The sequence below is a fragment of the Actinacidiphila bryophytorum genome (genome assembly GCF_016916835.1).
GTDB classification, from domain to species: Bacteria; Actinomycetota; Actinomycetes; order Streptomycetales; family Streptomycetaceae; genus Actinacidiphila; species Actinacidiphila bryophytorum.
Genome location: NZ_JAFFIX010000027.1, coordinates 98,438 through 120,167 on the forward strand (window position 1 = coordinate 98,438; position 21,730 = coordinate 120,167).

Sequence of the window (21,730 nt, forward strand, 5' to 3'; positions counted from 1 at the left end):
TATCTCAACGGTCACCCTCGTCGGTTACAGTCTTGAACAATGCTCGTGAGCCCCGCATGCCGGGGTGCCGCGGCAGGACAAACGCCCGGGCCTGAGTCGCCCGGAGCCATACCGCTCATCCAGAGGGGCAGAGGGAACGGCCCGTTGAAGCCCCGGCAACCCTCCCGCCGACCGCGAGGTCATGGTGGGGAAGGTGCCAATTCCGTCTCGTGGCGACGTCCGCCGCGAGGAAGATGAGGAGAAAGGGCCTCGCCATCATGGCTGTGCAGACCGTCGCCGGTAAGAGCACCAGCACCTCCGCGGAAAATCCTCAGGAAACCCCGTTCGGCCCTGCCGCCGCCCTGTCGTGCCGGGAGTGCGGCACCCGCTACCCGCTGACCCCGGTCTTCGCGTGCCTGGAGTGCTTCGGGCCGCTGGAGGTGGCGTACGACCTGCCGGTGGGCGACCCGGAGGGCCTGCGGGCGCGTATCGAGGCGGGACCGGCGAACATCTGGCGCTACGCACCGCTGCTGCCGGTGCCCGCTGACGTCACGCAGAAGCAGAACCTCAACCCGGGATGGACCAAGCTCGTCAAGGCCGACAACCTGGCGCGCGAGCTGGGCGTGACGGGCGGCCTGTACGTCAAGGACGACTCGGGCAACCCGACGCACTCCTTCAAGGACCGGGTCGTGGCGATCGCCCTTGAGGCGGCCCGCACCTTCGGCCTGACCACGCTGTCCTGCTCGTCCACCGGCAACCTGGCCGGTGCGGTGGGCGCCGCTGCCGCCAGGGCCGGCTTCCGCAGTTGCGTGTTCATCCCGCACGACCTGGAGGAGGGCAAGGTCGTGATGGCCGCGGTCTACGGCGGCGAGCTGGTCGCGATCGAGGGCTCGTACGACGACGTGAACCGTTTCTGCTCGGAGCTGATCGGCGACCCGATCGGCGAGGGCTGGGGCTTCGTCAACGTGAACCTGCGGCCGTACTACGGCGAGGGCTCCAAGACGCTGGCGTACGAGATCGCCGAGCAGCTGGGCTGGCGGCTGCCGGACAACCTGGTCATCCCGATCGCGTCCGGCTCCCAGCTCACCAAGATCGACAAGGGACTGCAGGAGCTGATCAAGCTCGGCCTGGTCGAGGACAAGCCGTACAAGATCTTCGGCGCCCAGGCCGAGGGCTGCTCGCCGGTGTCGGCCGCCTTCAAGGCCGGGCACGACGTGGTGCGCCCGGTCAAGCGGGACACCATCGCCAAGTCGCTGGCGATCGGGAACCCGGCGGACGGCCCGTACGTACTGGACATCGCCCGGCGCACCGGCGGCGCGGTCGAGGACGTCAACGACGAGCAGGTCGTGGACGCGATCAAGCTGCTGGCCCGCACCGAGGGGATCTTCGCCGAGACGGCCGGCGGGGTGACCGTCGGTGTGCTGAAGAAGCTGATCGAGACCGGGCAGCTGGACCCGGCCGCCGAGACCGTCGTGTTCAACACCGGCGACGGCCTGAAGACCCTGGACGCGGTGTCCCCGACCACCGGGCCGACCGCGACCATCCGCCCCACCGTTGCCGCGTTCCGAGAGGCTGGCCTCGCATGAGTGCTTCCGTCCGTATCCCCACCATCCTGCGCACGTACACCGGCGGCCAGGCCGAGGTCCCGGCCGAGGGCGACACGCTGGCCGCGGTGATCGAGTCGCTCGAAAAGAATCATGCGGGTATTTCCGCGCGGGTTCTCGACGAGACCGGAAAACTCCGTCGTTTCGTGAACGTGTATGTCAACGATGACGATGTCCGCTTTTCCGAGGGTCTTGCGACGGCGGTGCCGGACGGCGCCAGCGTCTCGATCATTCCCGCGGTCGCCGGCGGCTGAGCCGGACGGTACCCGACCTGACAGGAATCCGCAGACACTCTGACGTTTAACCCGCGCCCCATCCGGGAACTGCTTTCGTCCCCGGGTGGGGCGCCCGCATGCGGGCCGGTAGTTGAAGCTCTGTACAGTTGCCGGGGGCAAGTGGCACTTCCTGAGGTTGCTGAGCATCAACTGCGGCGATTTATCGCCAAATTCACAAGCGATAAGACCTGGTACGTACCTTATGTCCGGTCCGACTTGACCCGCATTATCGTTTTTTCCTGGGGTATTTCCGATCGGTCGCGCCCAGAATTCTCGTCCAATTGACCTGTTGCAGACGGCATCCGTGCAGATACATTCAGCCGCGGTCGACGCGTTCCGGCGCACACCCCTGAGGGGGTGAGGTCTGACCCGGGCCCGCGGAGCGCGGGGCCGCGATAGGGCCAGTAATAGGGGAGTTAGGAATGGCTCAGGGCACCGTCAAGTGGTTCAACGCGGAGAAGGGCTACGGCTTCATCGCGGTCGACGGTGGTGCGGATGTCTTCGTCCACTACAGCGCGATACAGATGGACGGATACCGCACCCTCGAAGAAGGCCAGCGGGTCGAGTTCGAGATCTCGCAGGGTCAGAAGGGGCCGCAGGCGGACATGGTCCGCCTCGCCGGCTGATCGGCTCGGACGCGTTCGGCCACCGACGCGACGCCAGACACGAGGGGCCACCCCACCAGGGGTGGCCCCTCGCCCGTTGTCCGGGAAGGCCGGGCAAGGAGGCCGGACGGGGCGGGCCGGGAGGCCCGGGGCGCTTGCACTCGCAGGGGGTGAGTGCTAATCATTGGCGTTAGCACTCTCCGAGTGAGAGTGCCACTTGGACCGGGTTGGTGAGGCTCGGCCGGGCGTCGGGAAGGAACCGGCGGACGGCGGGCCGTCCGTCGCGGGCACCACACGGTCCGATCCACCGCCCCCCGCCTCGGTGGGGGAACCCCCAGTCCGCGGAGGACACTTCACATGGCTAAGATCATCGCGTTCGATGAGGAGGCGCGGCGCGGCCTTGAGCGCGGGATGAACCAGCTCGCCGACGCCGTTAAGGTCACCCTCGGTCCCAAGGGCCGGAACGTCGTCCTTGAGAAGAAGTGGGGCGCCCCCACGATCACCAACGATGGTGTCTCCATCGCCAAGGAGATCGAGCTGGAGGACCCGTACGAGAAGATCGGCGCCGAGCTGGTCAAGGAAGTCGCGAAGAAGACCGACGACGTCGCCGGCGACGGCACGACGACCGCGACCGTCCTGGCCCAGGCCCTGGTCAAGGAGGGCCTGCGCAACGTAGCCGCCGGCGCCAACCCGATGGCGCTCAAGCGCGGCATCGAGCGTGCCGTCGAGGCCGTCTCCGCCGCCCTGCTGGAGCAGGCCAAGGACGTGGAGACCAAGGAGCAGATCGCTTCGACCGCCTCCATCTCCGCCGCCGACACCCAGATCGGCGAGCTGATCGCCGAGGCGATGGACAAGGTCGGCAAGGAAGGCGTCATCACCGTCGAGGAGTCGCAGACCTTCGGGCTCGAGCTCGAGCTCACCGAGGGCATGCGCTTCGACAAGGGCTTCATCTCGGCGTACTTCGCCACCGACCTGGAGCGTATGGAGGCGTCGCTCGACGACCCGTACATCCTGATCGTCAACTCGAAGGTCTCCGCGGTCAAGGACCTGCTCCCGCTGCTGGAGAAGGTCATGCAGTCGGGCAAGCCGCTGCTGATCATCGCCGAGGACGTCGAGGGCGAGGCCCTGTCGACCCTGGTCGTCAACAAGATCCGCGGCACCTTCAAGTCCGTCGCCGTCAAGGCGCCCGGCTTCGGTGACCGCCGCAAGGCCATGCTCGGCGACATCGCCATCCTCACCGGTGGCACCGTCATCTCCGAGGAGGTCGGCCTCAAGCTGGAGAACGCCGGTCTCGACCTGCTCGGCCGCGCCCGCAAGGTCGTCATCACCAAGGACGAGACGACCATCGTGGACGGCTCGGGCGACACCGACCAGGTCGCCGGCCGGGTCAACCAGATCCGCGCCGAGATCGACAACAGCGACTCGGACTACGACCGCGAGAAGCTCCAGGAGCGCCTGGCGAAGCTGGCCGGCGGCGTGGCCGTCATCAAGGCCGGTGCCGCCACCGAGGTCGAGCTCAAGGAGCGCAAGCACCGCATCGAGGACGCGGTGCGCAACGCCAAGGCGGCCGTCGAGGAGGGCATCGTCGCCGGCGGCGGCGTGGCCCTGCTGCAGGCCTCCGCGGTGTTCGAGAAGCTGGAGCTGGACGGCGACGAGGCGACAGGCGCCAACGCCGTGAAGCTCGCGCTGGAGGCCCCGCTCAAGCAGATCGCGGTCAACGGCGGCCTCGAGGGCGGCGTCATCGTCGAGAAGGTGCGCAACCTCCCGATCGGCCACGGCCTGAACGCCGCGACCGGCGAGTACGTCGACATGATCGCCGAGGGCATCATCGACCCGGCGAAGGTCACCCGATCCGCGCTGCAGAACGCGGCGTCCATCGCCGCGCTGTTCCTCACCACCGAGGCCGTCATCGCGGACAAGCCCGAGAAGGCGGCCCCGGCCGCCCCGGGTGGCATGCCCGGCGGTGACATGGACTTCTGATCCCGGGACACCCCAGGATCACCGTCCGAAGCACGGCGGCGCCCCCTTCCCGTCAGGTACGGGAAGGGGGCGCCGCCGTGTGTGCCGGCTCAGCCGCGGGTCCAGACCGAGTCAGTTGGCGGGCATCGCCAGCGGTGCGGGCAGGTGCCCGGGGTCGGTGACGCCGATGACGTCGTCCTCGGTGATCACCGCGAGCCCCGGGTCGACGCCGGCGACCGGGTAGACGCTGACGGTCTGCCGCGGCTCGGAGCCGCCGCCGTCCTGGCAGCCCTCGAACCAGCCCTGCCCCAGCGGGCTGCCCTTGTGCGGTACCACCTTCGCGGACTCCTGACCGGGCGCCAGGACGTACAGCGTGCCGCCGTAGTGGAGTTGCCACGCGCAGTCCGCGTTCGCGCCGGAGGCGCCGCCTCCGGCGCCTCCTGAGCACCCGGCCAGTGCCAGCCCTGCCGCTGCCAGCGCCGCCGCCGTCAGTGCCGCTCGTCGTCCGTTCACGGATCCCCCCTCGTCTCGGTGTGCCGATGGGACGCACCTCGGGCGAAGGGGGTTCCGGACACGCCCTAGCGGCCGGCGGACTCCAGGGCCTTGCGGAGGTGGCCGCCGGACTCGGACAGCAGGCGGGCGGCGGTCGGGGCGTCGACCCTCGCCAGCAGGGTCAGGATGGCCGGTTTCACCTCACCGCCGGTGGCGGTCAGCGCCTGCTCGATGGCCGTGTCGTCGGCGCCGGTGGCCAGCGACACGATGCGCCGCGAGCGCGCCCGCAGCTTCTCGTTGGATGCGCGCACGTCCACCATCAGGCTCCCGTAGGTCTTGCCGAGCCGGATCATGGTGATCGTCGAGAGCATGTTGAGCACCAGCTTCTGGGCGGTGCCCGCCTTGAGCCGGGTGGAGCCCACCACGATCTCCGGGCCGACCACGACCTCGATGCCGTGGTCGGCGGCGGCGGCCAGCGGCGAGTCCGCGTTGCAGGACAGCCCCACGGTCAGCGCGCCCAGTGCGCGGGCGTGCTCGACGGCGCCCACGGCGTACGGGGTGCGCCCCGACGCCGAGATCCCGACAACGGTGTCGGCCGCGGTCAGACCGAGCGCGTCCAGGTCCTCGGCGGCCAGCTCCCGGCTGTCCTCCGCCCCCTCGATCGAGGTGACCATCGCGGCGGGCCCGCCCGCGATGAGGCCGACGACCTCCTGCCCCGGTGTGGTGTTGAAGGTCGGCGGGCACTCGCTGGCGTCCAGTACGCCGAGTCTGCCCGCCGTGCCCGCGCCGGCGTAGACGAGCCGGCCGCCGCGCGCCATCCGGTCGGCGATGCCGTCGATCGCCGCGGCGATGCTGGGCAGTTGGGCGGCGACTGCGGCGGGAACGGTGGTGTCCTCACCGTTCATCGTGCGGGCGATCTCCAGGGTCGGCAGGCGGTCGATCTCTGCCAGCTCCGGCCGGAACGCCTCGGTGGTCAGCGTGTCCAGCTCTCGGCGCAGCTCGGTGTACTGGGGCATTTGCGGCTCGTTCATCCTTCTCGCAGTGGTCAGGTGCGGGCATGGGGGGATGGGCCGGCCGGCCGTCGTCCTTGGCGCGGGGGGCTCGTAGGTCCGGACACGTAAGTCCGGATAAGTGGTTTCAGCGCATTATTTCAGTGCATGGTCAGCCACGGGCTCCACGCGGCCGGTGGCGGTGGGCCAGCGCCTCGTACGACGCGGCGAGCGCGGGCGCCGCCGACTCGTACGTACGCTGCGCGACTCCCACGAACAGGCAGTCCACCAGTAGGAGTTGGCTCGTCCTGCTGGACATCGCGGCCGGCCGCAGCTCGCTCTCGCGGGAACTCGACGTGGTCAGGACGATGTCCGCCCACTGGGTGACGGGGCCGTCAGGGCGGCCGGTGAGCGCGATCGTCGTCGCCCCCCGGTCGAAGGCCGCCCGCAGCGGCTCCATCACGTCGTGCGTGCCGCCCGAGTGCGTGATCGCCACCGCGACGTCGCCGGGGCGCAGCTGCACGGCGTTCGTCACCGCCAGGTGCGGGTCGGTGTGCGCGTGCGCGATCCGGCCGATCCGCAGCAGCTTCTGCGCCAGGTCCTGGCCGACCAGGCCCGAGGCGGCCATCCCGTAGATGTCCGTGCGGCGGGCCGCGGACAGCGCGGTCACCGCGGCCTCCAGTTGCGCCATGTCCACCTGGGCGGCGGTGTCGGCCAGCGTCTGCTGCTCCTCCGCCGCGAGCTTGGCGACGACGTCGGCCAGCGGGTCGTCCACCGCGATGTCCGCGGTCACCGCCGGCGGGACGCCGGCCGCCTGCTGGGCCGCCAGCGCGGCCAGGGCCAGTCGCAGGTCCCGGTAGCCCGGGTAACCCAGCAGACGTGCCGTCCGGACGACCGTCGCCTCGCTCGTGCCGGTGCGTATCGCGAGCGCGGTCACCGTCTGCTGGGCGCAGCCGGCCGGGTCGCCCGCGACGGCCTCCGCGACGCGCTGCATCGAACGCGTCATGTTCGGGGCGAGGGTACGCACCTTGGCAGCGAGTGCCCCCGGGTCGGGGGGCGTGGCGGGTATGACGGGCGCGTCCGCGGCGCCGCGCACGGGACGGACGCTCGGGGGGAAATTTTCCTTCACGCTGTGGGTCACCTTATGAAAGGTATTTTCATGCCGCGGGGGGCGTCAAGGGCGTTTCCCGCTGGCGCGGGACAATGGACGGCATGGAAGCCCCCGCAGAGGCGGTGCTGCACGCCGCCCGGGCACTCGTGCTCGCCGACCTCACCGCCCGCGACGTCGCAGGCCCCGCCGTCGTCTCCCTCGTCGAGGACGCCGTCGCCCAGCGGCGCTGGTGGCTCGACCAGTGGCCCGACGGTGCGGCCTACGTCCCCGGGCTGGTGGCGCAGGACGTCCAGGACGCCCTGCTCTCAGCGTACGGCCGCTGGCCCCTGTGTCCGCTGTGCGAGGACCCGCACGCCCTCGACGTCGAACCCGAACTCGGCCCCGACCCGCACTGGGTCTGCTCGGCGCGGGCGGAAGTCGTCGCCCCCGTGGGCGCCCTCCGGTGAGCATCTACGTCGACCCGCCGACGTGGCCGGGCCACGGGCGCCTGTGGTCCCACCTCGTCAGCGACACGTCCTACGCGGAGCTGCACGAATTCGCTGCCCGCTTGGGGGCTCCGCGCCGCGCTTTCGAGCGCGACCACTACGACATCCCGTCGGAGTCCTACTCCGCCGCCCTCGCCCTGGGCGCGATCCCCGCGTCCCCCCGCACCCTGGTCCACCACCTCCACACCGCGGGCCTCCGCCGCCGCAAACCCCCTCCGGGGGAGGGTGCCTAGAAGGGTGCCCCTCTGCGCAGAGGGTGAGCGTTTTTGGGGGCGCGGGGCCGTGGGGCGCCCTTGCGCAGGGCGGCGAGCGTTTTCAGGGGCGCGGGGGTCGTCTCCGTCCGAAGGGGGCTGTTCGGTTCGTGCCGGACCACCGGCGGGTGGTGGGGGCACCTCCCAGGCGAAGCTCTGGGGGATGGTCGCGCAGTTCCCCGCGCCCCTTGTGGCTTGCCCTCTGGGCGGAGGGTGAGCGTTTTCAGGGGCGCGGGGAACTGCGCGACCAATCACCCATGCACCGAAAGGTGCAGGCCCACCGCAAGGGGCAATCACCCTGAAAGGGCGGGTCAGGCCCGGAGGGCGGTGGTGGCGGCGCGGAGGAGGGGGAGGAGGGCGGCGCGGTCGGCGGCGGGCCAGGAGGCGAAGCGGGCGGCGACCGCGGTGTCGACGGCGTCCTGGAAGTCGCCGGTCAGCTCCTCGCCGTCGGCGGTGAGGTGGACCCGGGTGACGCGGCGGTCGTGCGGGTCGGCCTCGCGGGTGAGCAGGCCGCGCCGCTGGAGGCGGTCGACCAGGCCTGTGACGTTGGTCTTGTCGCAGTGCAGCAGGGTCGCGGCCTCGCCGAAGGAGGGCTGCCGGTGCTGGGCGAAGCACAGCAGTTGGGCCTGCTGCGGGGTGATGCCCATGCGGCGGCTCACCGCGCTGAAGAGGGCGTCGACCTCCCGGAAGAGGTCGATCAGCGCCCCGGTGAGGTCATCGCCCGTTGTGTCCGCCATGTCGACAGCCTACAACCTGGACAGTTGACACTCTCGACTAAATGGTCGAGCCTGTCGACCATCTACAGTGTCATTCATGGGGAGGGACCATGCACATCGAAGAGCGGGTCGCGGTCGTGACCGGGGGTTCGCGCGGCATCGGCCTGGCCGTCAGCGAGCGGCTTGCCGCGTCAGGGCTGCGTGTCGTCATCGGGTCGCGCGGCGAGGAGGCGGCCGAGCGGGCGGTGGCCCGTATCAAGGAGGCGGGCGGCCATGCGGCCGCGGTCCGCGCCGACGTGACCGAACCGGCGTCCGTACGCGCGCTGTTCGACGCGGCCGAGGACGCGTACGGCCGCGTGGACGTCTGGGTGAACAACGCGGGTACGGCCACGGTGGGGCCGCTTGAGCACACCACCGACGAGGACTTCGAACGGCACTTCGCCGCGAACGTCCGCGGCACCTTCGCCGCGCTGCGCGAGGCCGCCCGGCGCATCCGCGACCACGGGCGGGTGGTGCTGATCTCCTCCGCCCTGACCGTCTCGCCCATGCCTGGCGCCGCGCTGCTCGCCGCGAGCAAGGCGGCCGGCGACCAGCTCGCCCGGACGCTGGCGTGGGAGCTGGGTCCCCGGTCGGTCACGGTCAACAGCGTGCTGCCCGGCCTGACCCGCACCGGTGTGCTCGACACCGTGCCCGCGCACGTCGTCGCGCGCGACGAGGCCCGCACGCCGCTCGGCCGCCTCGGTGAGCCGGAGGACATCGCCGAGATCGTCGGCTTCCTGGCCTCCGACGCCGGGCGCTGGGTCACCGGCCAGACCCTGCACGCGGCCGGGGGCATGATCTGACCCGCCCGCTCAAGGGCTCAGTGGGAGGCGAGGCGTTCCATCAAGGCGGCGCTGCGCGCCAGCAGGTGGCGCTCCTCGGGGGTCAGCTCCGTCTCGATGGCCTGCGCCAGCCAGCCGGCGCGGCGGCTGCGCTCGGCCTCCAGGGCGGCGCGGCCGGCGGGGGAGAGTTCGACGAGGGACTTGCGGCCGTCGGTGGGGTGGGCGCGGCGGGCGACGAGGCCCTGGTCCATGAGGAGCCCGACCGCCCGTGCCATGGACTGCGGCCGGACCCGCTGGTCGGCGGCGAGATCGCTGGTGGTCATGGCCCCGTCGCGGTCGAGCGTGCCGAGGACGGCGACCTGCCCGAGCGGGATGCGGTCCTCGTGCTTCACGCGCCGGGTGAGCTTCCCCATCGCGGTACGCAGTTCTGCGGCGACGGTGGCGGGTTCCGGGATGGGCATACGGCACTTTAGCTCCCGCCCTGACCTGCATGGACCTGCGCGGGACCTGCACGGCGATCTCTACAGCACAGCTGTACAGCCATACTGAACAGCATTGCTGTAGAGTTCGGCATGTCGCGGTACGCGCCGACGCCGTCGCAGCAGGGCCGCGGCATCCCCCCGAGGGAAGGAACCCCCATGGCGTTCACCGCATACGAGCCCACCACCATCCGCTCGGTCACCGCCCGAACGGTCCTCGACAGCCGCGGAAACCCCACCGTCGAGGCGGACGTCCGCCTCGCCGACGGCTCCCACGGCCGGGCGGCCGTCCCGTCCGGCGCCTCCACCGGCGCCCGCGAGGCCGTGGAACTGCGCGACGGCGACCCCGCGCGCTGGCACGGCAAGGGCGTGGACCGGGCGGTCGCCCACGTCACCGGTGAGATCGCCGCCGCGGCCGTGGGCCGCGACGCCGACGACCAGGCAGGCCTGGACGCCGCCCTCGTCGCGCTCGACGGCACCGCCGACAAGTCCCGGCTGGGTGCCAACGCCCTGCTCGGCGTCTCCCTGGCCGCGGCCAAGGCCGCCGCGGCCAGCCACCGCCAGCCGCTCTACCGCCACATCGGCGGCGCCGACGCCCGCCTGCTCCCGCTGCCGATGATGAACATCGTCAACGGCGGCGCCCACGCCGACAACCCGCTGGACTTCCAGGAGTTCATGATCGCCCCGGTGGGCGCGGCGACCTTCGCCGAGGCCGTCCGCATGGGCTCCGAGGTCTTCCACACCCTGCGCCGCGACCTGCTGGCCGCCGGGCACTCCACGGGCGTCGGCGACGAGGGCGGCTTCGCCCCCGCCCTGCGCACGGCGGAAGAAGCGCTGGACTTCGTCACCGCGGCCGTCGAGCGCACGGGTTACCGCCCGGGCGCCGACATCGGCCTCGTCATGGACCCGGCGTCGTCCGAGTTCTTCCACGACGGCGTGTACGTGTACGCGGGCGAGGGCGTACGGCGCACCCCCACCGAACACGCCGACTACCTGGCCCACTTGATCGACGCCTACCCCGTCGTGTCCGTCGAGGACCCGATGGCCGAGGACGACCTCGACGGCTGGCGCGACCTCACCGCCCGCGTGGGCGACCGCTGCCAGCTCACCGGCGACGACGTCTTCTGCACGAACGAGCAGCTGCTGCGGGAGGGCATCCGCACCGGCGTCGGCAACTCGGTCCTGGTCAAGGTCAACCAGATCGGCACGCTGACGGAGGCGTTGGCCGCGGTGGCGACCGCGCACCGCGCGGGCTGGACCGTCGTGATGTCGCACCGCTCCGGCGAGACGGAGGACACGACCATCGCCGACCTCGCGGTGGCGACGGGTTGCGGCCAGATCAAGACGGGTTCGCTGTCCCGCTCGGACCGCACGGCGAAGTACAACCAACTCATCCGCATCGAGGAGGAGTTGGGCTCCTCGGCGCGTTACGCGGGCGGCGCGCTGATCCGCCGCGGTGACCTCACACGCGCGTGAACTCGCCCCGGGCGGCGGCCCCCACGAACGCGGTCCACGCCGCCGGCGTGAAGGCCAGGACGGGACCCTGCGGGTCCTTGCTGTCCCGGACGGGTACGACGCCGGCGCCGTCGTCGGCGACCTGTACGCAGTTGCCGCCGGTGCCGTCGCTGTACGTGCTCTTACGCCAACGAGCGTGCGTGAGGCTGTCGCTGGCCTCGATGCAGTTGTCGCTGTCGCCACTGCTGTACGTGCTTTTACGCCACGTCACCGCCGCTGCGTTGAGATGCATGCTCGTACTCCTCGGCTACTGCTTCCATGAGCGTCAGGGAAGCCTCCGGCGGGAGGGCCGCCGCTCCGAGAAGATCGTATGTGAAGCTGCACCGCTTGACGGTCGCGGGATCGTCGACCAGCGACCCGCTTTCCTGCGCGGGCGCGTAGACGACGGGGTTGTCAGCCTCGAACGTCATCAGCTTCAGTGCCCCGCCCAAGCCCGCGTGCGTTCCGACGCTGTACGGCACGATCTGCACGATGATGCGGCTGCTGCGGATCATGTCGCAGATGTGCCGCAGCTGCGCTGTCATCACCGCCGGGCCGCCGCAGGGGCGCCGGATCACGGCCTCGTCCAGCACAGCCCAATACACCGGCAGATTCGGGTTCTTGAAGATCTCGGCCCGTGCCAGGCGGGCAGCCTGGCGTTTGCTCACCACCTCGGCGGAGACCACGGGGTCGTAGCCCCTGATGACCGCCAGCGTGTACGCCGGAATCTGGAGCAGCCCGGGGACGAGGGACGGCTCCCACTCGTGGATCGTGAGCGCCACCGTCTCCAACTCGGGGATATCCGCGAAGTGTTCGCGGAAAGGGGTGGCGCGCGCCGCCACCATGTACCGAGTGAAGAAACCGCCCGCGTCCAGGATGCGGTCAAGCTCCTTGGCCATGTCCGGGTGGATGCGGCGCTCGCCGCTTTCGAGGCGGGCGATGTGCGACGTGCCCACGAACAGCAGCTCACCCAGTGCCGATTGGGTGAGCCCGGCGCGGATGCGCTGGAAACGCAGCTCCGCGCCGTACATGGCGCGGGGCGACTGCGCCGGGTTGAGGGTCTTGGCGGTGGTGGGGGCGTGTTTGCGGTCGGCCATGTCGTGACTCCCGTGCGGTTATGAGGCGTGCGGGACCAGCACCATGACCGACAGTAGCGCGTAGTACGCAGTGCGCGGGAGGAAACGGGGATTATGCCTCCAGCAGTTCCAGCTCCGTCGTGAGGTTGCGGCGGGCCGTGCGCTCCCAGTGCTCCTGGCCGTAAGGGGTGCGGAAGAGGTGGGGGAGGGCGAGGAGGCGGCGCAGGATGTCGGCGCGGCCCGTGCGGAAGTCGGCGTCGGGGACGAAGGCGTATTCGGCGCGGACGGCGGCGGCGTAGGCGGCGTAGGAGGCGGGGTCGCCCGCGAGGACGGCGAGGTCGGCGTCGCAGAGGACCTCGCCGTCGGCGTCGCCGGGGGCGGGGTCGTGGGTGATGGTGAGGCGGACCAGGCGGGTGACGTCGGCCGTGCGGTCGGCGTCGACGCCCGCCTCGGCCAGGGCGCGGCGGGCGAGGTCGGCGCTGCGCTCCTCGTTCTCGCTGCGGTCGGGACGGTAGACGGCGTCGTGGAACCAGGCGGCGAGCGCGACGGTGTCGGGGTCGTGGGCGTACGCCGTCAGCTCGGTGGTGCGGGCCAGGACGTCGGAGAGGTGGTCGAGCGTGTGGTAGCGGCGCTGTGGCTCGCCCCAGCGTTCCAGCAGGTCGCGGCCGTAAGGGGCGGGGTCGGGTGCGTCGTCCGGGCCTGCGCTCTGGCAGCGGCGCAGCAGCTCGTTCCACTGGGCGAGGAGCGCGTCGTAGCGGGGGTGGGCGGCGGCCCTGGTGGTCGGCATGCGGGCCATTGTGACCCAACGCCTGCGCATGCTTGCCCCCGGGGCGCGCGGGCCGTGCGCCAGTCGGGTGCCGTCACGGCAGCAACATGCGCTCCAGGCGGCGCAGGGCCAGGGCCAGCGAGGCGCAGCCGAGGAGCAGGAGGTAAAGGGCCGCCCAGCCGACACCGGCGTCCACGACGCCCAGCGACGGCTGACGTATCAGCTCGATGCTCTGGTAGAGCGGCAGGCACTCGACGCCGATCTGCACCGGCCGCGGGTACACGCCCAGCGGGTAGAAGGTCGTCGCGAACAGGAACATCGGCAGCATCACCAGCTGCACCAGCTGGAAGTCCTGCCAGCTGCGGATGTACGTCACGACCGCCAGGCCCGCCGCCGCGAAGGCGAAGGCGACCAGCAGCGCGCCCGGCAGGATCAGCAGCGCCCACAGCGAGTGCACCAGGCCGAAGGCCGCCACCGCCGCGCCGAAGACCACCGTCACGGCGGTTCCGCGCAGCAGCGCCCACGCGACCTCGCCGAGGGCGACGTCGCGGACGGTCAGCGGGGTCGCGAGGATCGAGTCGTACGTGCGCAGCATCCGCAGCTTGCCGTAGATGTTGAACGTCGTCTCGTTCATGGCCCCGTTCATCGCCGCCGTGGCCAGCAGCGCGGGCGCGACGAAGTCGACGTAGCCGACGGACGGGTCGCCCAGGCCCGGCACATGGCCGACGAGCGCGCCGATGCCCAGGCCCATGGACACCAGGTACAGCACCGGCTCGAAGACCTCTGCCAGCAGCAGGTACCAGGTGTGGCGGTAGATGACGAGGTTGCGCTCGACCAGGGCGGCGGGGCCTGCCACGGCCGGGGATCTCCACAACGCGACCGGCACGGTGGTCCTCTCAGCTGTTGAGTCGGCGGGTGTACGAGCGGCTCGCCGCCCACACCCCGGCGGCGGTCAGGGCGAGCAGGTAGCAGGCGTGTACGGCGGCGGCGCCCGCGTCCCCGCCGCCGAGCGCGGCCGACCGGGTCAGGGCCACACCCTGGTACAGCGGGGTGCAGGCGGCCACCGCCCGCAGCCAGTGGGGGAGTTGGCCCACGGGGAAGAAGGTTCCGGAGAGCATGTAGAGCGGCATCACGACGAAGCGGTAGAGCCCGTTGAGGCGGCTCTGCCGGTCCACCCGCACCGCCCATGCCATCAGCGGGGCCGCGAAGGCCATGCCGGTGAGCAGTACGGGACCCGCGGCCAGCAGCGCGCGGGCCGGGCGAACCACGCCGAAGGCGACCACCACCGCCAGGAAGAGCAGGCCGCTGAGCAGCACCCGGAAGGCCACGAAGAGCAGGTGCCCGGCCAGGATGTCGCCCGGGCGCATCGAAGTCGCCGCCGCTGCCGGGTAGTTGCCGCGGCTGCGGGACGACTGGAAGACGGGGAAGGCCCCTTCGACGAAGCCGTTCTGCATCGCGGACGCGGCCAGCAGGCCGGGCGCCAGGAAGTCCAGGTAGGGCGTACCGGCCAGGTGGCCGCTGTGGTTGGCGTCCACCAGCTTGCCCAGGCCCGCGCCCAACGCGGCCAGGAAGAGCAGCGGGTTCGCCACGCTGATCACCACCGTGCCGCGCCAGATGCGGCGGTAGCGCCGCATCCAGTAGCCGAACTCGCGCAGCGCGGGGAGCCGGGCGGTCAGCACGTCGGTCGCCGTCAGCGCCGTCGTCGCCGACGTCGTCATCTGTGGCATCTCAGTCCACCAGCGTCCGGCCGGTGAGGGTCAGGAAGACGTCCTCAAGGCCCGCTCTGCGGACCAGTGCGGTCAGCGGCTCGACTCCCGTGCGGTGGACCGCCGTCAGGGCGTCCTCGCCGTCGTCGGCGTACACCAGGAGGCGGTCGGGCAGGACTTCGACGCGGGCGTCGACCCCCTTCGCCGTGTCGGCGATCTTCTCGGCCGCCTGCTGCTGGCGGTCCGGCGGGAAACGCAGCTCCAGCACCTCGCGGGTGCAGTGCGCCTCGATCAGCCCGCGGGGGCTGCCCTCCGCGACGATCCGGCCGTGGTCCATGACCACGATCCGGTCGCACAACTGCTCGGCCTCGTCCATGTAGTGGGTCGTCAGCAGCAGCGTCACGCCCTGCTGCTTCAACCGGAAGAGCCGCTCCCAGAGCAGGTGCCTGGCCTGCGGGTCCAGGCCGGTCGTCGGCTCGTCCAGCAGCAGGATCTCCGGGTCGTTCACCAGTGAACGGGCGATCGTCAGGCGGCGCCGCATACCGCCCGACAGCGCCTCCACCTGCTCGTCCGCCTTGTCCGCCAGACGCGCGAACTCCAGCAGGCGCGCGGCCCGTTCGCGGATCACCGCTCGCGGCAGGCCGAAGTAGCGGCCGTAGACCAGCAGGTTCTCGCGGACGGTCAGCTCGGTGTCGAGCGTGTCGTCCTGCGGGACCGAACCGAGGCGGGCGCGGATCTGCGGGCCGTGCGTGGCCGGGTCCATGCCGAGGATCTCCAGTCGGCCGGAGGACGGCGGCGAGACCGCCGCGACCATGCGCATCGTGGTGGACTTTCCGGCGCCGTTCGGGCCGAGGAAGCCGAAGGCCTCGCCGGCCGTGACGCGGAAATCTATGCCGGCCACCGCTTCGGTCGGGGCCGCCGCCCCGCGCGGGGCGTGGACCTTGCGCAGACCCCGCGCCTCGATCAGCACGTCAGCCATTTCTCCCCCGGCTTTCTTGTCTTTGTCGAGCCGGGTCATCCCACCACTGCGGTGCCGCAAAATCAAAGGGTTTTGCTGCAAGTTTCTAGCGTGGGGCGGTAAGTCATCCGCATCGCGGGGGCGCCGCTGGGGCGGAGGGTGTTCAGTGGGTGTTCATGGGGGGACCCGGGGGTCGCGGACCGCCTGGGCAGTCGGTAGGGTTGGTCATATGTCTAGACCAATCTTCGAGGTGATCGCCCTCGGCGCGGACGATGCCGTAGCGGCCCAGGCCGGTGGGGCCGACCGCCTCGAACTGGTCACCGACATGGCCGCCGACGGGCTCACCCCGTCGCGCGCCACCTTCGGCGCCATCCGCGCCGCCGTCGACATCCCGCTCCGCGTCATGCTGCGGCTCTCCGACGGCTTCAGCGCCGGCGGAGAACGCGAGCTCGACGCGCTGTGCGAAGCCGCGCAAGGGCTGCGGGCGGAAGGGGCCGAGGAATTCGTCCTCGGCTTCCTCGACGAGAAGGGGGGCGCCGACCTCGACGCCGTCCACGCGCTCGTCGACGTGCTCGACGGGTGCCGGTGGACATTCCACCGGGCCATCGACCGGGCCGCCGACCGCGACGGCGTACGGCTCCAGCTCGCCGGGCTGCCCGGGCTCGACACATACCTCACCGCCGGGTCGGCGGAAGGGGTCGGCGCCGGTATGCCCATCCTCTGCGCCGAGGCCGCGCGGGGCGGCGAGCCGGGGTACGAGCCGAGGCTGCTCGTGGGGGGTGGGCTGCTTCTCGAGCACGTGCCGGCGCTTCGGGCAGCGGGCCTTGACGCCTTTCATGTCGGCGGGGCCGTTCGGGCCGGCGGGTGGGCCGGCCCCGTCAACCCGGCCGCGGTCCGCACCTGGCGCCACTCCCTCGACACCCCGGTCCCCGTCCCTTAGCCCGGGAAGGCCTCGCCCCTTGCGCGGGGCTTTCGCCTTCCGTCCGGTGGGGGCTGGTCGCGCAGTTCCCCGCGCCCCTGAAAACGCTCACCCTCCTGCGCAGAGGGCGCCGCCTGAAAGCGCCAGCCCTGCGGGCAGAGGGCACCCCTCAGGGGCGCGGGGAACTGCGCGACCAATCACCGGCGCACCGAGAGATGCGAGCCCCACAGCGAGGGGCAACCACGTGTGCACCCCCCCGCCGGGGGAGAGGCGAAAGCTCACCGCAAGGGGCAATCACCTGCGCTCGCCGCGTCAGGGGGTGAGGGAGGGCGGGAGAGGGGATGAGTGGAGGACTGTAAGTCCGGATACCGCTCGGGTGAGGGAGACGTAGAGGCGGCGCAGGCCGGTACGGGGGTCGGGTTCTGAGGCGACGATCGCGGCGGGCTCGTCGAGCACGACGTAGTCGTATTCGAGGCCCTTGGCCAAGGTGGCGGGGACCAGGGTGAGCCGGGCGGTGGCCGAGGTCTCGGCTCCCGGGGGGAGGTAGGGGAGGCCCGCCTCCGTCAAGGCGGCGCCCAGCGCGGGGATGCGCGGCTCGGCCGCGATGAGCCCGATGGAGCCCTCGTGGCGGAGGGCCTCGCGGCAGGCGGCGACCACGGCATGGTCACGCGATTCTGGCGCCACCGCCCGAACCGCGAAGTCACCGCCCGCCTCGCGGACGGACGTGGCGGGCGCGAGGTCCGGCGCGATCTCGGGCAGCAGCCGGGACGCGTAGGCGATGACTTCCCGCGGCACGCGGAAGCCGCGGGTCAACTCCTCGACGCGGGCGTCGGGTTTGCCGAGGTGCCGCAGCGCCTCGGCCCAACTCCCGGTGGCCCACGGCGTCGTACCCTGCGCGATGTCCCCGAGCACGGTCGCGGACCCGGTCGAGCACCGCCGCCCGACGGCCCGGTACTGCATGGGCGAGAGGTCCTGCGCCTCGTCCAGGACCACGTGGCCGAGCGAGGCGGTGCGCTGCACGAGGTCGCGCGCCTCGTCGATGAGGACCGCGTCCGCGGGGGACCACTTGGCCGAGGCCAGCCCCCTGGCCGGCTTCTCCCAGAGCAGCAGCTTCTGCTCGTCCGCGTCGAGCAGCCCGTCGGCGGAGGCGGCGAGGAATTCGGGGTCGGACAACAGCCGCAGGACGAGTTTCGCCGGGTCGACGGGCGGCCAGCACGCCTTGACGGCTGCCTTGACGGCGGAGTTGCGGGCGACCGCGTCCTGGACGCGGTCGTCGGGTGCCTCGCCGGCCCTTTCCATCTGGACGAGCACCGCGTGCGCGATCCGCTGGGGGAGGGCGTCGTGCGCGGCGCCGTAGCGGATGTCGCGCTCGGCCAACTCGCGGACGATCTCCTCCAGTTCGTACGCGGGCACCCGCCACCGCCGGGAGCCGCGGACGACCATGACCGGCTCGGTGGGCATCCGGATGCCGGACCGTACGGCCCGCCGCAGGACCTCGGCCATGCGGGCGTCGCCCTTGATCATGGCGGTGGCCGCCGAGTCGGTGCCCCGCAGCGGCACATGGGCGACGAGGTCGTCCACCGTGGCCTGTTTGACCTGGAGTTCGCCGAGTGCGGGCAGCACCTGCTCGATGTACTGCAGGAAGGACGCGTTCGGCCCGATGACCAACGTGCCGGTGCGGGCGAGGCGTTCGCGGTGCGCGTACAGCAGGTACGCCACCCGGTGCAGGCCGACCGCGGTCTTCCCGGTGCCGGGGGCGCCCTGGACGCAGACCGTGCCGGCGACCCCGGCGCGTACGATCTCGTCCTGCTCGGGCTGGATGGTGGCCACGATGTCGCGCATGGGGCCGACGCGGGGCCGTTCGATCTCGGACTGGAGCAGCCTGCTCGTGGTGTCGGCCTCGGCCGGGTCGGACAGGTGCTCGTCCTCGTAGGCGGTGAGGTCGCCGCCGGTGTAGCCGAAGCGGCGCCGCAGCGTCACGTCCATGGGTTCGGCTCGCGAGGCGCGGTAGAACGGCTGCGAGACGGGCGCGCGCCAGTCGATCACCATCGGGTCGCCCTCGGCGTCGTGCACGTGGCGGCGCCCGATGTAGAAGCTCTCCCCCTGCGCGCCCTCGGCCAGCTCGGAGCCGGGCGCGTGGCCGTAGTCGAGGCGGCCGAAGAAGAGCGGGGTGTGCGCGAGGTCGGCGAGCGCCTTGATGCGGACCTCGATCTCGCCGGCGAGGATCTTGGCGTTGACCCAGTTGCCCGTGACGTCGCTGATGTCGAGCGCTTCGACGTCCTCGCGCATGGCCCGCAGTGCGGCCCTGGAGGACGACAGGTGGTCGCGCTCCCGCTGGAGCGGGTCGGGGGTGTGGTCCTGGGTCGGGACGTGCGAGGGCACGGCTTTGCCTCCGGCTGGTGTGTGGGTGCGGGCACGGTGACGTGTACGCGTACGTGAGGTGGCCGACCGGTTTCCGTCCGGCCGGCGGCTCTCCCGTCCGGGAGGCGTCCGGGAGGCGGCAAGACGCGCGATCTTACGCTCCGGGGGCGGGGTGCGCGAACGGATTTATCCGCGGTGGCGGTGGGTGGGCGGGTCGTCACGGCGACCCGTACGACCGGGCGGGGACGTCTCGGGGGTGACCCTGAGGCCGGGGTAGGGGTCGGGGGTCCGCCCGGAGGGGGACAGGCGGGGGAAGAATTACATCCTCAGCCCGACGTAGGCCGAATGCCTGATTTCGTACGGTGGAGACATGGCCTCCACGATCATTCCCCCAGGTCCGGCCGTTCACGGTGCCACCGTGCTCGGCGCAGCCCCCGACCACCCGCGCCACCGGCTCGGCAATGCCCTGCGGGCGGTCCGCGTCTTCGCCGTCACGGTGGTGGACGTGGTGATCCTGGGCAGCGAGAAGATAACGGACCGTGATCACGCACCGGTGGTCACGGAACGGTGACCAGCACGCTGTTCTGCGCGGTGACCACATCGAGGCCCACGATGTCCTGCGGGCTGATCGACGTCGAGGCCGGGATCGTCAGGGTCGCGCCGCTCCCGTAGTCCGACGCCCACGTGCCACTGGTCTCGCTGCGCCCCTCCCGCGAGTGCACGACCAGCCGGCAGACCACCCCGGGCGGCAGGTGCGCCAGCCGCAGCCGCACCGACGTCCCCCACGACTCGGCCGTCAGGTCCATGCTCGCCGACACATGTGTCGCCGGATCGGTCCGCGACAAGGTGATCGCCCCGGGCCGCGCCCCCACCGCGTCGCTGTGCCCGCCGGAACCCCCGGTCCCGAACAGCACCGCCACGACGACGCCGGCCGCCGACAGCGCCGCACCGGCGGCCACCAGCACCCGGCGCCGCCGGTTCCGCCGCCGCACCGCCCCGGCCGTCTCCTTGCGTGCTTCCGCGCCCGCGCCCGTGCTGGTACCCGCATCCATGCCCGCGACCGCCGGCGGGTGGGGCAAGGGGGCGGCGGACTCGGGGAGTTCGACGAAGGGTGTGTGCCGCAGCAGCCCGGGCAGCGGTGCGAGCAGCACCAACTCCTGCGTGCAGTGCGGGCAGTCGGCCACATGGCGTTCGACCGCGGACCGCTCGGCAGGCGGGAGCGCGCCCAGTACGTAGGCTCCCAGGTCGGCGCTCTCCCGGCAGGTCATGGCGCGGTCACCCCTTGCTCGTCCAGGGCGTTGCGCAGGGCACGCAACGCGTAGTAGCAGCGTGACTTGACCGTCCCCTGCGGGACGCCGAGGACCGCTGCGGCCTCCGCGACGGTCCGCCGCAGGTAGTACACCTGCACCAGCACCGCCCGGTGCTCCGGGCTGAGCCCGCGCAGGGCCGCTGCCATCTGCCAGCTCTCCAGCGCCCGGTCCAGCTCGTCGGTCTCGCACGGCGGGTCCTCGTCGCCGAGCGGTGTCTCCGCCGGCCTGGCGGAGCGGCGGCGGAAGGCCGACACGGCCAGGTTGTGCGCGACCGTGTGCAGCCAGGGCGCGGCGGCGTCCACCGCCAGCTGCTCGCGGTGCTGCCACGCGCGCAGGAAGGTCTCCTGCACGATGTCCTCCGCGCGCTGGAGGTCCCCGCCGCACAGCCGCGCCACGTGCCCGAGCAGTGACTGCCCGTGCCGTGCGTAGAGCGCGCGCAGAAACTCGCCGTCGCGGCGGTCCCGCCGCCCGAATACGTGCTCCACGACCCCCGGTACGCGCGCCGGCCCCGGGCGGTTCACCTGCGGACCGGACTGATTTGCGGTGAACCGTCCCGGCAGCGGCGGCGTACCCCCTGTGCACCGGTACGCCGCAAGACGGCGTGCCACGACGGAAGGGGCGGAACATGGCCACTCGGTCCATGCGGAACGTGCTCGCTGCGGTCGCCTTCGCCGGGGCGGCCTCGCTGGCGCTCGCGGCGTGCGGGTCAGGGGGTTCCGGCGGGTCGGACGCGGGTTCCGGCGCCGGGGCGGCGTCCGGCGGCGTCGTCACGACGCACGACACCTCGGCGCTCGGCATGGTCTACGCCGACTCCGCGGGGAACACCGCCTACGCGGCCGACCAGGAGGCCGGCGGCACGATCAGCTGCACCGCGGGATGCCTGGACTTCTGGCACCCGGTCCTGGCCGGCTCCGCCTCCGCGGCCGGACTGCCCGGCGGCGCCGGCTTCGGCACCGTCAAGCGGCCCGACAACGGGCAGCAGCAGGTCACCCTCAAGGGCCGCCCGCTCTACACCTTCACCGAGGACAAGAAGCCGGGCGACACCGCGGGGGAGGGCTTCAAGGACGCCTTCGCGGGCCATAACTTCACTTGGCACGCGCTGCGTACGGACGGCTCGGCGCCCGCGCCCTCCTCCTCGTCCTCGGATTCCAGCGGCGGGGGAGGTTACGCGGGCTACTGACAGGTGGCGGGCTAGGCCGTGTTTTGGAAGTAGCGCCGTCCGCCCACAGGGCGGGGGCCCGGCGGCGTCTGGTGCGTGCGATCGCAAGGCGGAGGGTCGTCCTCGTAGTGGGCCTACTCGGACGACTCCGACAACGCAGCGAGCGTGCGTGCCAGACGTCGCGGGGCAGGCGGGACTTCCAAAACACGGCCTAG

25 protein-coding genes and 1 riboswitch are annotated in these 21,730 nt (G+C 71.8%); of the genes, 11 read left to right on the forward strand and 14 right to left on the reverse strand.

Going from position 1 to position 21,730, the window contains the following annotated elements; genetic code table 11:
* The first annotated feature begins 112 nt into the window (after nucleotides 1-112).
* Nucleotides 113-240, forward strand: a riboswitch (SAM riboswitch).
* Nucleotides 241-257: 17 nt separating this feature from the next.
* The 4 genes from thrC to groL all read left to right on the forward strand — a co-directional run bounded on the left by thrC (nucleotide 258) and on the right by groL (nucleotide 4,443).
* Nucleotides 258-1,565 carry a threonine synthase gene (gene thrC, locus JT723_RS29635; RefSeq protein WP_372441393.1) on the forward strand — a complete coding sequence of 436 codons (1,308 nt, stop codon included), beginning with the start codon at nucleotides 258-260 and terminating at the stop codon, nucleotides 1,563-1,565.
* Nucleotides 1,562-1,837 (forward strand): MoaD/ThiS family protein, encoded by a 276-nt coding sequence (locus JT723_RS29640; RefSeq protein WP_205047915.1) that lies wholly within the window; start codon nucleotides 1,562-1,564, stop codon nucleotides 1,835-1,837. The genes thrC and JT723_RS29640 overlap by 4 nt, the downstream gene beginning before the upstream one ends.
* Before the next feature lie 443 nt (nucleotides 1,838-2,280).
* Entirely contained in the window at nucleotides 2,281-2,484 is a 204-nt protein-coding gene (locus tag JT723_RS29645) for a cold-shock protein (RefSeq protein WP_009339379.1), read from the forward strand.
* A gap of 336 nt (nucleotides 2,485-2,820) precedes the next feature.
* Entirely contained in the window at nucleotides 2,821-4,443 is a 1,623-nt protein-coding gene (gene groL, locus JT723_RS29650) for a chaperonin GroEL (RefSeq protein ID WP_205047916.1), read from the forward strand.
* A gap of 111 nt (nucleotides 4,444-4,554) precedes the next feature.
* On the opposite strand, the gene JT723_RS35540 is transcribed toward groL, so the two are convergent.
* The 3 genes from JT723_RS35540 to JT723_RS29665 all read right to left on the reverse strand — a co-directional run bounded on the left by JT723_RS35540 (nucleotide 4,555) and on the right by JT723_RS29665 (nucleotide 7,044).
* Nucleotides 4,555-4,935 carry a DUF6281 family protein gene (locus tag JT723_RS35540; protein WP_205047917.1) on the reverse strand — a complete coding sequence of 127 codons (381 nt, stop codon included), beginning with the start codon at nucleotides 4,933-4,935 and terminating at the stop codon, nucleotides 4,555-4,557.
* 65 nt (nucleotides 4,936-5,000) lie between these two features.
* Nucleotides 5,001-5,930, reverse strand: coding sequence for an N-acetylmuramic acid 6-phosphate etherase (gene murQ, locus JT723_RS29660; RefSeq protein ID WP_205047918.1), 930 nt, complete (start codon nucleotides 5,928-5,930; stop codon nucleotides 5,001-5,003).
* A 145-nt stretch (nucleotides 5,931-6,075) separates the two neighbouring features.
* Nucleotides 6,076-7,044, reverse strand: a complete 969-nt coding sequence (locus JT723_RS29665) for a MurR/RpiR family transcriptional regulator (RefSeq protein ID WP_205047919.1) — start codon at nucleotides 7,042-7,044, stop codon at nucleotides 6,076-6,078.
* A gap of 71 nt (nucleotides 7,045-7,115) precedes the next feature.
* Between JT723_RS29665 and JT723_RS29670 the strand changes: the two genes are divergently transcribed.
* Together JT723_RS29670 and JT723_RS29675 are read left to right on the forward strand one after the other, a co-directional pair.
* On the forward strand, nucleotides 7,116-7,460 hold the full coding sequence (locus tag JT723_RS29670) for a DUF8819 family protein (RefSeq protein WP_205047920.1): 345 nt from the start codon (nucleotides 7,116-7,118) through the stop codon (nucleotides 7,458-7,460).
* Nucleotides 7,457-7,732, forward strand: coding sequence for a DUF4031 domain-containing protein (locus tag JT723_RS29675; protein ID WP_205047921.1), 276 nt, complete (start codon nucleotides 7,457-7,459; stop codon nucleotides 7,730-7,732). Before JT723_RS29670 ends, JT723_RS29675 begins: the two co-directional genes overlap by 4 nt.
* Before the next feature lie 329 nt (nucleotides 7,733-8,061).
* On the opposite strand, the gene JT723_RS29680 is transcribed toward JT723_RS29675, so the two are convergent.
* On the reverse strand, nucleotides 8,062-8,487 hold the full coding sequence (locus JT723_RS29680; protein WP_205047922.1) for a MarR family winged helix-turn-helix transcriptional regulator: 426 nt from the start codon (nucleotides 8,485-8,487) through the stop codon (nucleotides 8,062-8,064).
* 89 nt (nucleotides 8,488-8,576) lie between these two features.
* Here JT723_RS29680 and JT723_RS29685 point away from each other — a divergent pair, with 89 nt between their 5' ends.
* The gene (locus JT723_RS29685; protein ID WP_205047923.1) at nucleotides 8,577-9,308 is read left to right on the forward strand and encodes an SDR family NAD(P)-dependent oxidoreductase; all 732 of its coding nucleotides are present in this window, start codon (nucleotides 8,577-8,579) and stop codon (nucleotides 9,306-9,308) included.
* Between the two features lie 17 nt (nucleotides 9,309-9,325).
* Here JT723_RS29685 and JT723_RS29690 read toward each other — a convergent pair whose 3' ends face one another.
* Nucleotides 9,326-9,748 (reverse strand): MarR family winged helix-turn-helix transcriptional regulator, encoded by a 423-nt coding sequence (locus JT723_RS29690; RefSeq protein ID WP_205047924.1) that lies wholly within the window; start codon nucleotides 9,746-9,748, stop codon nucleotides 9,326-9,328.
* A 177-nt stretch (nucleotides 9,749-9,925) separates the two neighbouring features.
* On the opposite strand from JT723_RS29690, the gene eno reads away from it, so the two are divergent.
* A complete protein-coding gene (gene eno / locus JT723_RS29695) occupies nucleotides 9,926-11,242 on the forward strand; it encodes a phosphopyruvate hydratase (protein WP_205047925.1) in 1,317 nt (438 codons plus the stop codon).
* Here eno and JT723_RS29700 read toward each other — a convergent pair.
* The 6 genes from JT723_RS29700 to JT723_RS29725 form a co-directional block, all read right to left on the reverse strand.
* On the reverse strand, nucleotides 11,229-11,513 hold the full coding sequence (locus JT723_RS29700; RefSeq protein WP_205047926.1) for a DUF397 domain-containing protein: 285 nt from the start codon (nucleotides 11,511-11,513) through the stop codon (nucleotides 11,229-11,231). The genes eno and JT723_RS29700 overlap by 14 nt on opposite strands.
* The gene (locus JT723_RS29705; protein ID WP_205047927.1) at nucleotides 11,479-12,357 is read right to left on the reverse strand and encodes a helix-turn-helix domain-containing protein; all 879 of its coding nucleotides are present in this window, start codon (nucleotides 12,355-12,357) and stop codon (nucleotides 11,479-11,481) included. The genes JT723_RS29700 and JT723_RS29705 overlap by 35 nt, the downstream gene beginning before the upstream one ends.
* Nucleotides 12,358-12,448: 91 nt before the next feature.
* Nucleotides 12,449-13,123, reverse strand: a complete 675-nt coding sequence (locus JT723_RS29710; RefSeq protein WP_205047928.1) for an HD domain-containing protein — start codon at nucleotides 13,121-13,123, stop codon at nucleotides 12,449-12,451.
* 73 nt (nucleotides 13,124-13,196) lie between these two features.
* Complete coding sequence (locus JT723_RS29715; RefSeq protein WP_205047929.1) at nucleotides 13,197-13,958, reverse strand: ABC transporter permease; 762 nt, start codon at nucleotides 13,956-13,958, stop codon at nucleotides 13,197-13,199.
* A 40-nt stretch (nucleotides 13,959-13,998) separates the two neighbouring features.
* Nucleotides 13,999-14,820: an ABC transporter permease gene (locus tag JT723_RS29720; RefSeq protein ID WP_205047930.1), complete on the reverse strand. Its 822-nt coding sequence runs from the start codon at nucleotides 14,818-14,820 to the stop codon at nucleotides 13,999-14,001.
* A gap of 10 nt (nucleotides 14,821-14,830) precedes the next feature.
* Nucleotides 14,831-15,787 carry an ABC transporter ATP-binding protein gene (locus JT723_RS29725; RefSeq protein WP_205047931.1) on the reverse strand — a complete coding sequence of 319 codons (957 nt, stop codon included), beginning with the start codon at nucleotides 15,785-15,787 and terminating at the stop codon, nucleotides 14,831-14,833.
* Nucleotides 15,788-15,995: 208 nt separating this feature from the next.
* Here JT723_RS29725 and JT723_RS29730 point away from each other — a divergent pair, with 208 nt between their 5' ends.
* Nucleotides 15,996-16,706, forward strand: a complete 711-nt coding sequence (locus JT723_RS29730) for a copper homeostasis protein CutC (protein WP_205047932.1) — start codon at nucleotides 15,996-15,998, stop codon at nucleotides 16,704-16,706.
* 291 nt (nucleotides 16,707-16,997) lie between these two features.
* Here the strand turns inward: JT723_RS29730 and JT723_RS29735 are convergent, their stop codons facing one another.
* Entirely contained in the window at nucleotides 16,998-19,067 is a 2,070-nt protein-coding gene (locus tag JT723_RS29735; protein ID WP_251512996.1) for a HelD family protein, read from the reverse strand.
* Nucleotides 19,068-19,416: 349 nt separating this feature from the next.
* On the opposite strand from JT723_RS29735, the gene JT723_RS29740 reads away from it, so the two are divergent.
* Entirely contained in the window at nucleotides 19,417-19,617 is a 201-nt protein-coding gene (locus JT723_RS29740; RefSeq protein ID WP_205047933.1) for a hypothetical protein, read from the forward strand.
* Here JT723_RS29740 and JT723_RS29745 read toward each other — a convergent pair.
* Nucleotides 19,604-20,314 carry an anti-sigma factor family protein gene (locus JT723_RS29745; protein ID WP_205047934.1) on the reverse strand — a complete coding sequence of 237 codons (711 nt, stop codon included), beginning with the start codon at nucleotides 20,312-20,314 and terminating at the stop codon, nucleotides 19,604-19,606. The two genes, JT723_RS29740 and JT723_RS29745, sit on opposite strands and share 14 nt — an antisense overlap.
* Entirely contained in the window at nucleotides 20,311-20,841 is a 531-nt protein-coding gene (locus tag JT723_RS29750; RefSeq protein WP_205047935.1) for a sigma-70 family RNA polymerase sigma factor, read from the reverse strand. Before JT723_RS29750 ends, JT723_RS29745 begins: the two co-directional genes overlap by 4 nt.
* 140 nt (nucleotides 20,842-20,981) lie before the next feature.
* On the opposite strand from JT723_RS29750, the gene JT723_RS29755 reads away from it, so the two are divergent.
* The gene (locus JT723_RS29755) at nucleotides 20,982-21,536 is read left to right on the forward strand and encodes a COG4315 family predicted lipoprotein (RefSeq protein WP_205047936.1); all 555 of its coding nucleotides are present in this window, start codon (nucleotides 20,982-20,984) and stop codon (nucleotides 21,534-21,536) included.
* Nucleotides 21,537-21,730: the final 194 nt, after the last annotated feature.

Bases quoted from the DNA above. Each gene is read 5' to 3' on its own strand.
- JT723_RS29710 (WP_205047928.1), bottom strand. From the start codon at position 13,123: ATGCCGACCACCAGGGCCGCCGCCCACCCCCGCTACGACGCGCTCCTC.
- JT723_RS29730 (WP_205047932.1), top strand. From the start codon at position 15,996: ATGTCTAGACCAATCTTCGAGGTGATCGCCCTCGGCGCGGACGATGCC.
- murQ (WP_205047918.1), bottom strand. From the start codon at position 5,930: ATGCCCCAGTACACCGAGCTGCGCCGAGAGCTGGACACGCTGACCACC.
- eno (WP_205047925.1), top strand. From the start codon at position 9,926: ATGGCGTTCACCGCATACGAGCCCACCACCATCCGCTCGGTCACCGCC.
- JT723_RS29720 (WP_205047930.1), bottom strand. From the start codon at position 14,820: ATGACGACGTCGGCGACGACGGCGCTGACGGCGACCGACGTGCTGACC.
- JT723_RS29670 (WP_205047920.1), top strand. From the start codon at position 7,116: ATGGAAGCCCCCGCAGAGGCGGTGCTGCACGCCGCCCGGGCACTCGTG.
- thrC (WP_372441393.1), top strand. From the start codon at position 258: ATGGCTGTGCAGACCGTCGCCGGTAAGAGCACCAGCACCTCCGCGGAA.
- JT723_RS29685 (WP_205047923.1), top strand. From the start codon at position 8,577: ATGCACATCGAAGAGCGGGTCGCGGTCGTGACCGGGGGTTCGCGCGGC.
- JT723_RS29725 (WP_205047931.1), bottom strand. From the start codon at position 15,787: ATGGCTGACGTGCTGATCGAGGCGCGGGGTCTGCGCAAGGTCCACGCC.
- JT723_RS29755 (WP_205047936.1), top strand. From the start codon at position 20,982: ATGGCCACTCGGTCCATGCGGAACGTGCTCGCTGCGGTCGCCTTCGCC.
- JT723_RS29690 (WP_205047924.1), bottom strand. From the start codon at position 9,748: ATGCCCATCCCGGAACCCGCCACCGTCGCCGCAGAACTGCGTACCGCG.
- JT723_RS29645 (WP_009339379.1), top strand. From the start codon at position 2,281: ATGGCTCAGGGCACCGTCAAGTGGTTCAACGCGGAGAAGGGCTACGGC.
- JT723_RS29680 (WP_205047922.1), bottom strand. From the start codon at position 8,487: ATGGCGGACACAACGGGCGATGACCTCACCGGGGCGCTGATCGACCTC.
- JT723_RS29740 (WP_205047933.1), top strand. From the start codon at position 19,417: ATGGCCTCCACGATCATTCCCCCAGGTCCGGCCGTTCACGGTGCCACC.
- JT723_RS29700 (WP_205047926.1), bottom strand. From the start codon at position 11,513: ATGCATCTCAACGCAGCGGCGGTGACGTGGCGTAAAAGCACGTACAGC.
- JT723_RS29640 (WP_205047915.1), top strand. From the start codon at position 1,562: ATGAGTGCTTCCGTCCGTATCCCCACCATCCTGCGCACGTACACCGGC.
- groL (WP_205047916.1), top strand. From the start codon at position 2,821: ATGGCTAAGATCATCGCGTTCGATGAGGAGGCGCGGCGCGGCCTTGAG.
- JT723_RS29705 (WP_205047927.1), bottom strand. From the start codon at position 12,357: ATGGCCGACCGCAAACACGCCCCCACCACCGCCAAGACCCTCAACCCG.
- JT723_RS29745 (WP_205047934.1), bottom strand. From the start codon at position 20,314: ATGACCTGCCGGGAGAGCGCCGACCTGGGAGCCTACGTACTGGGCGCG.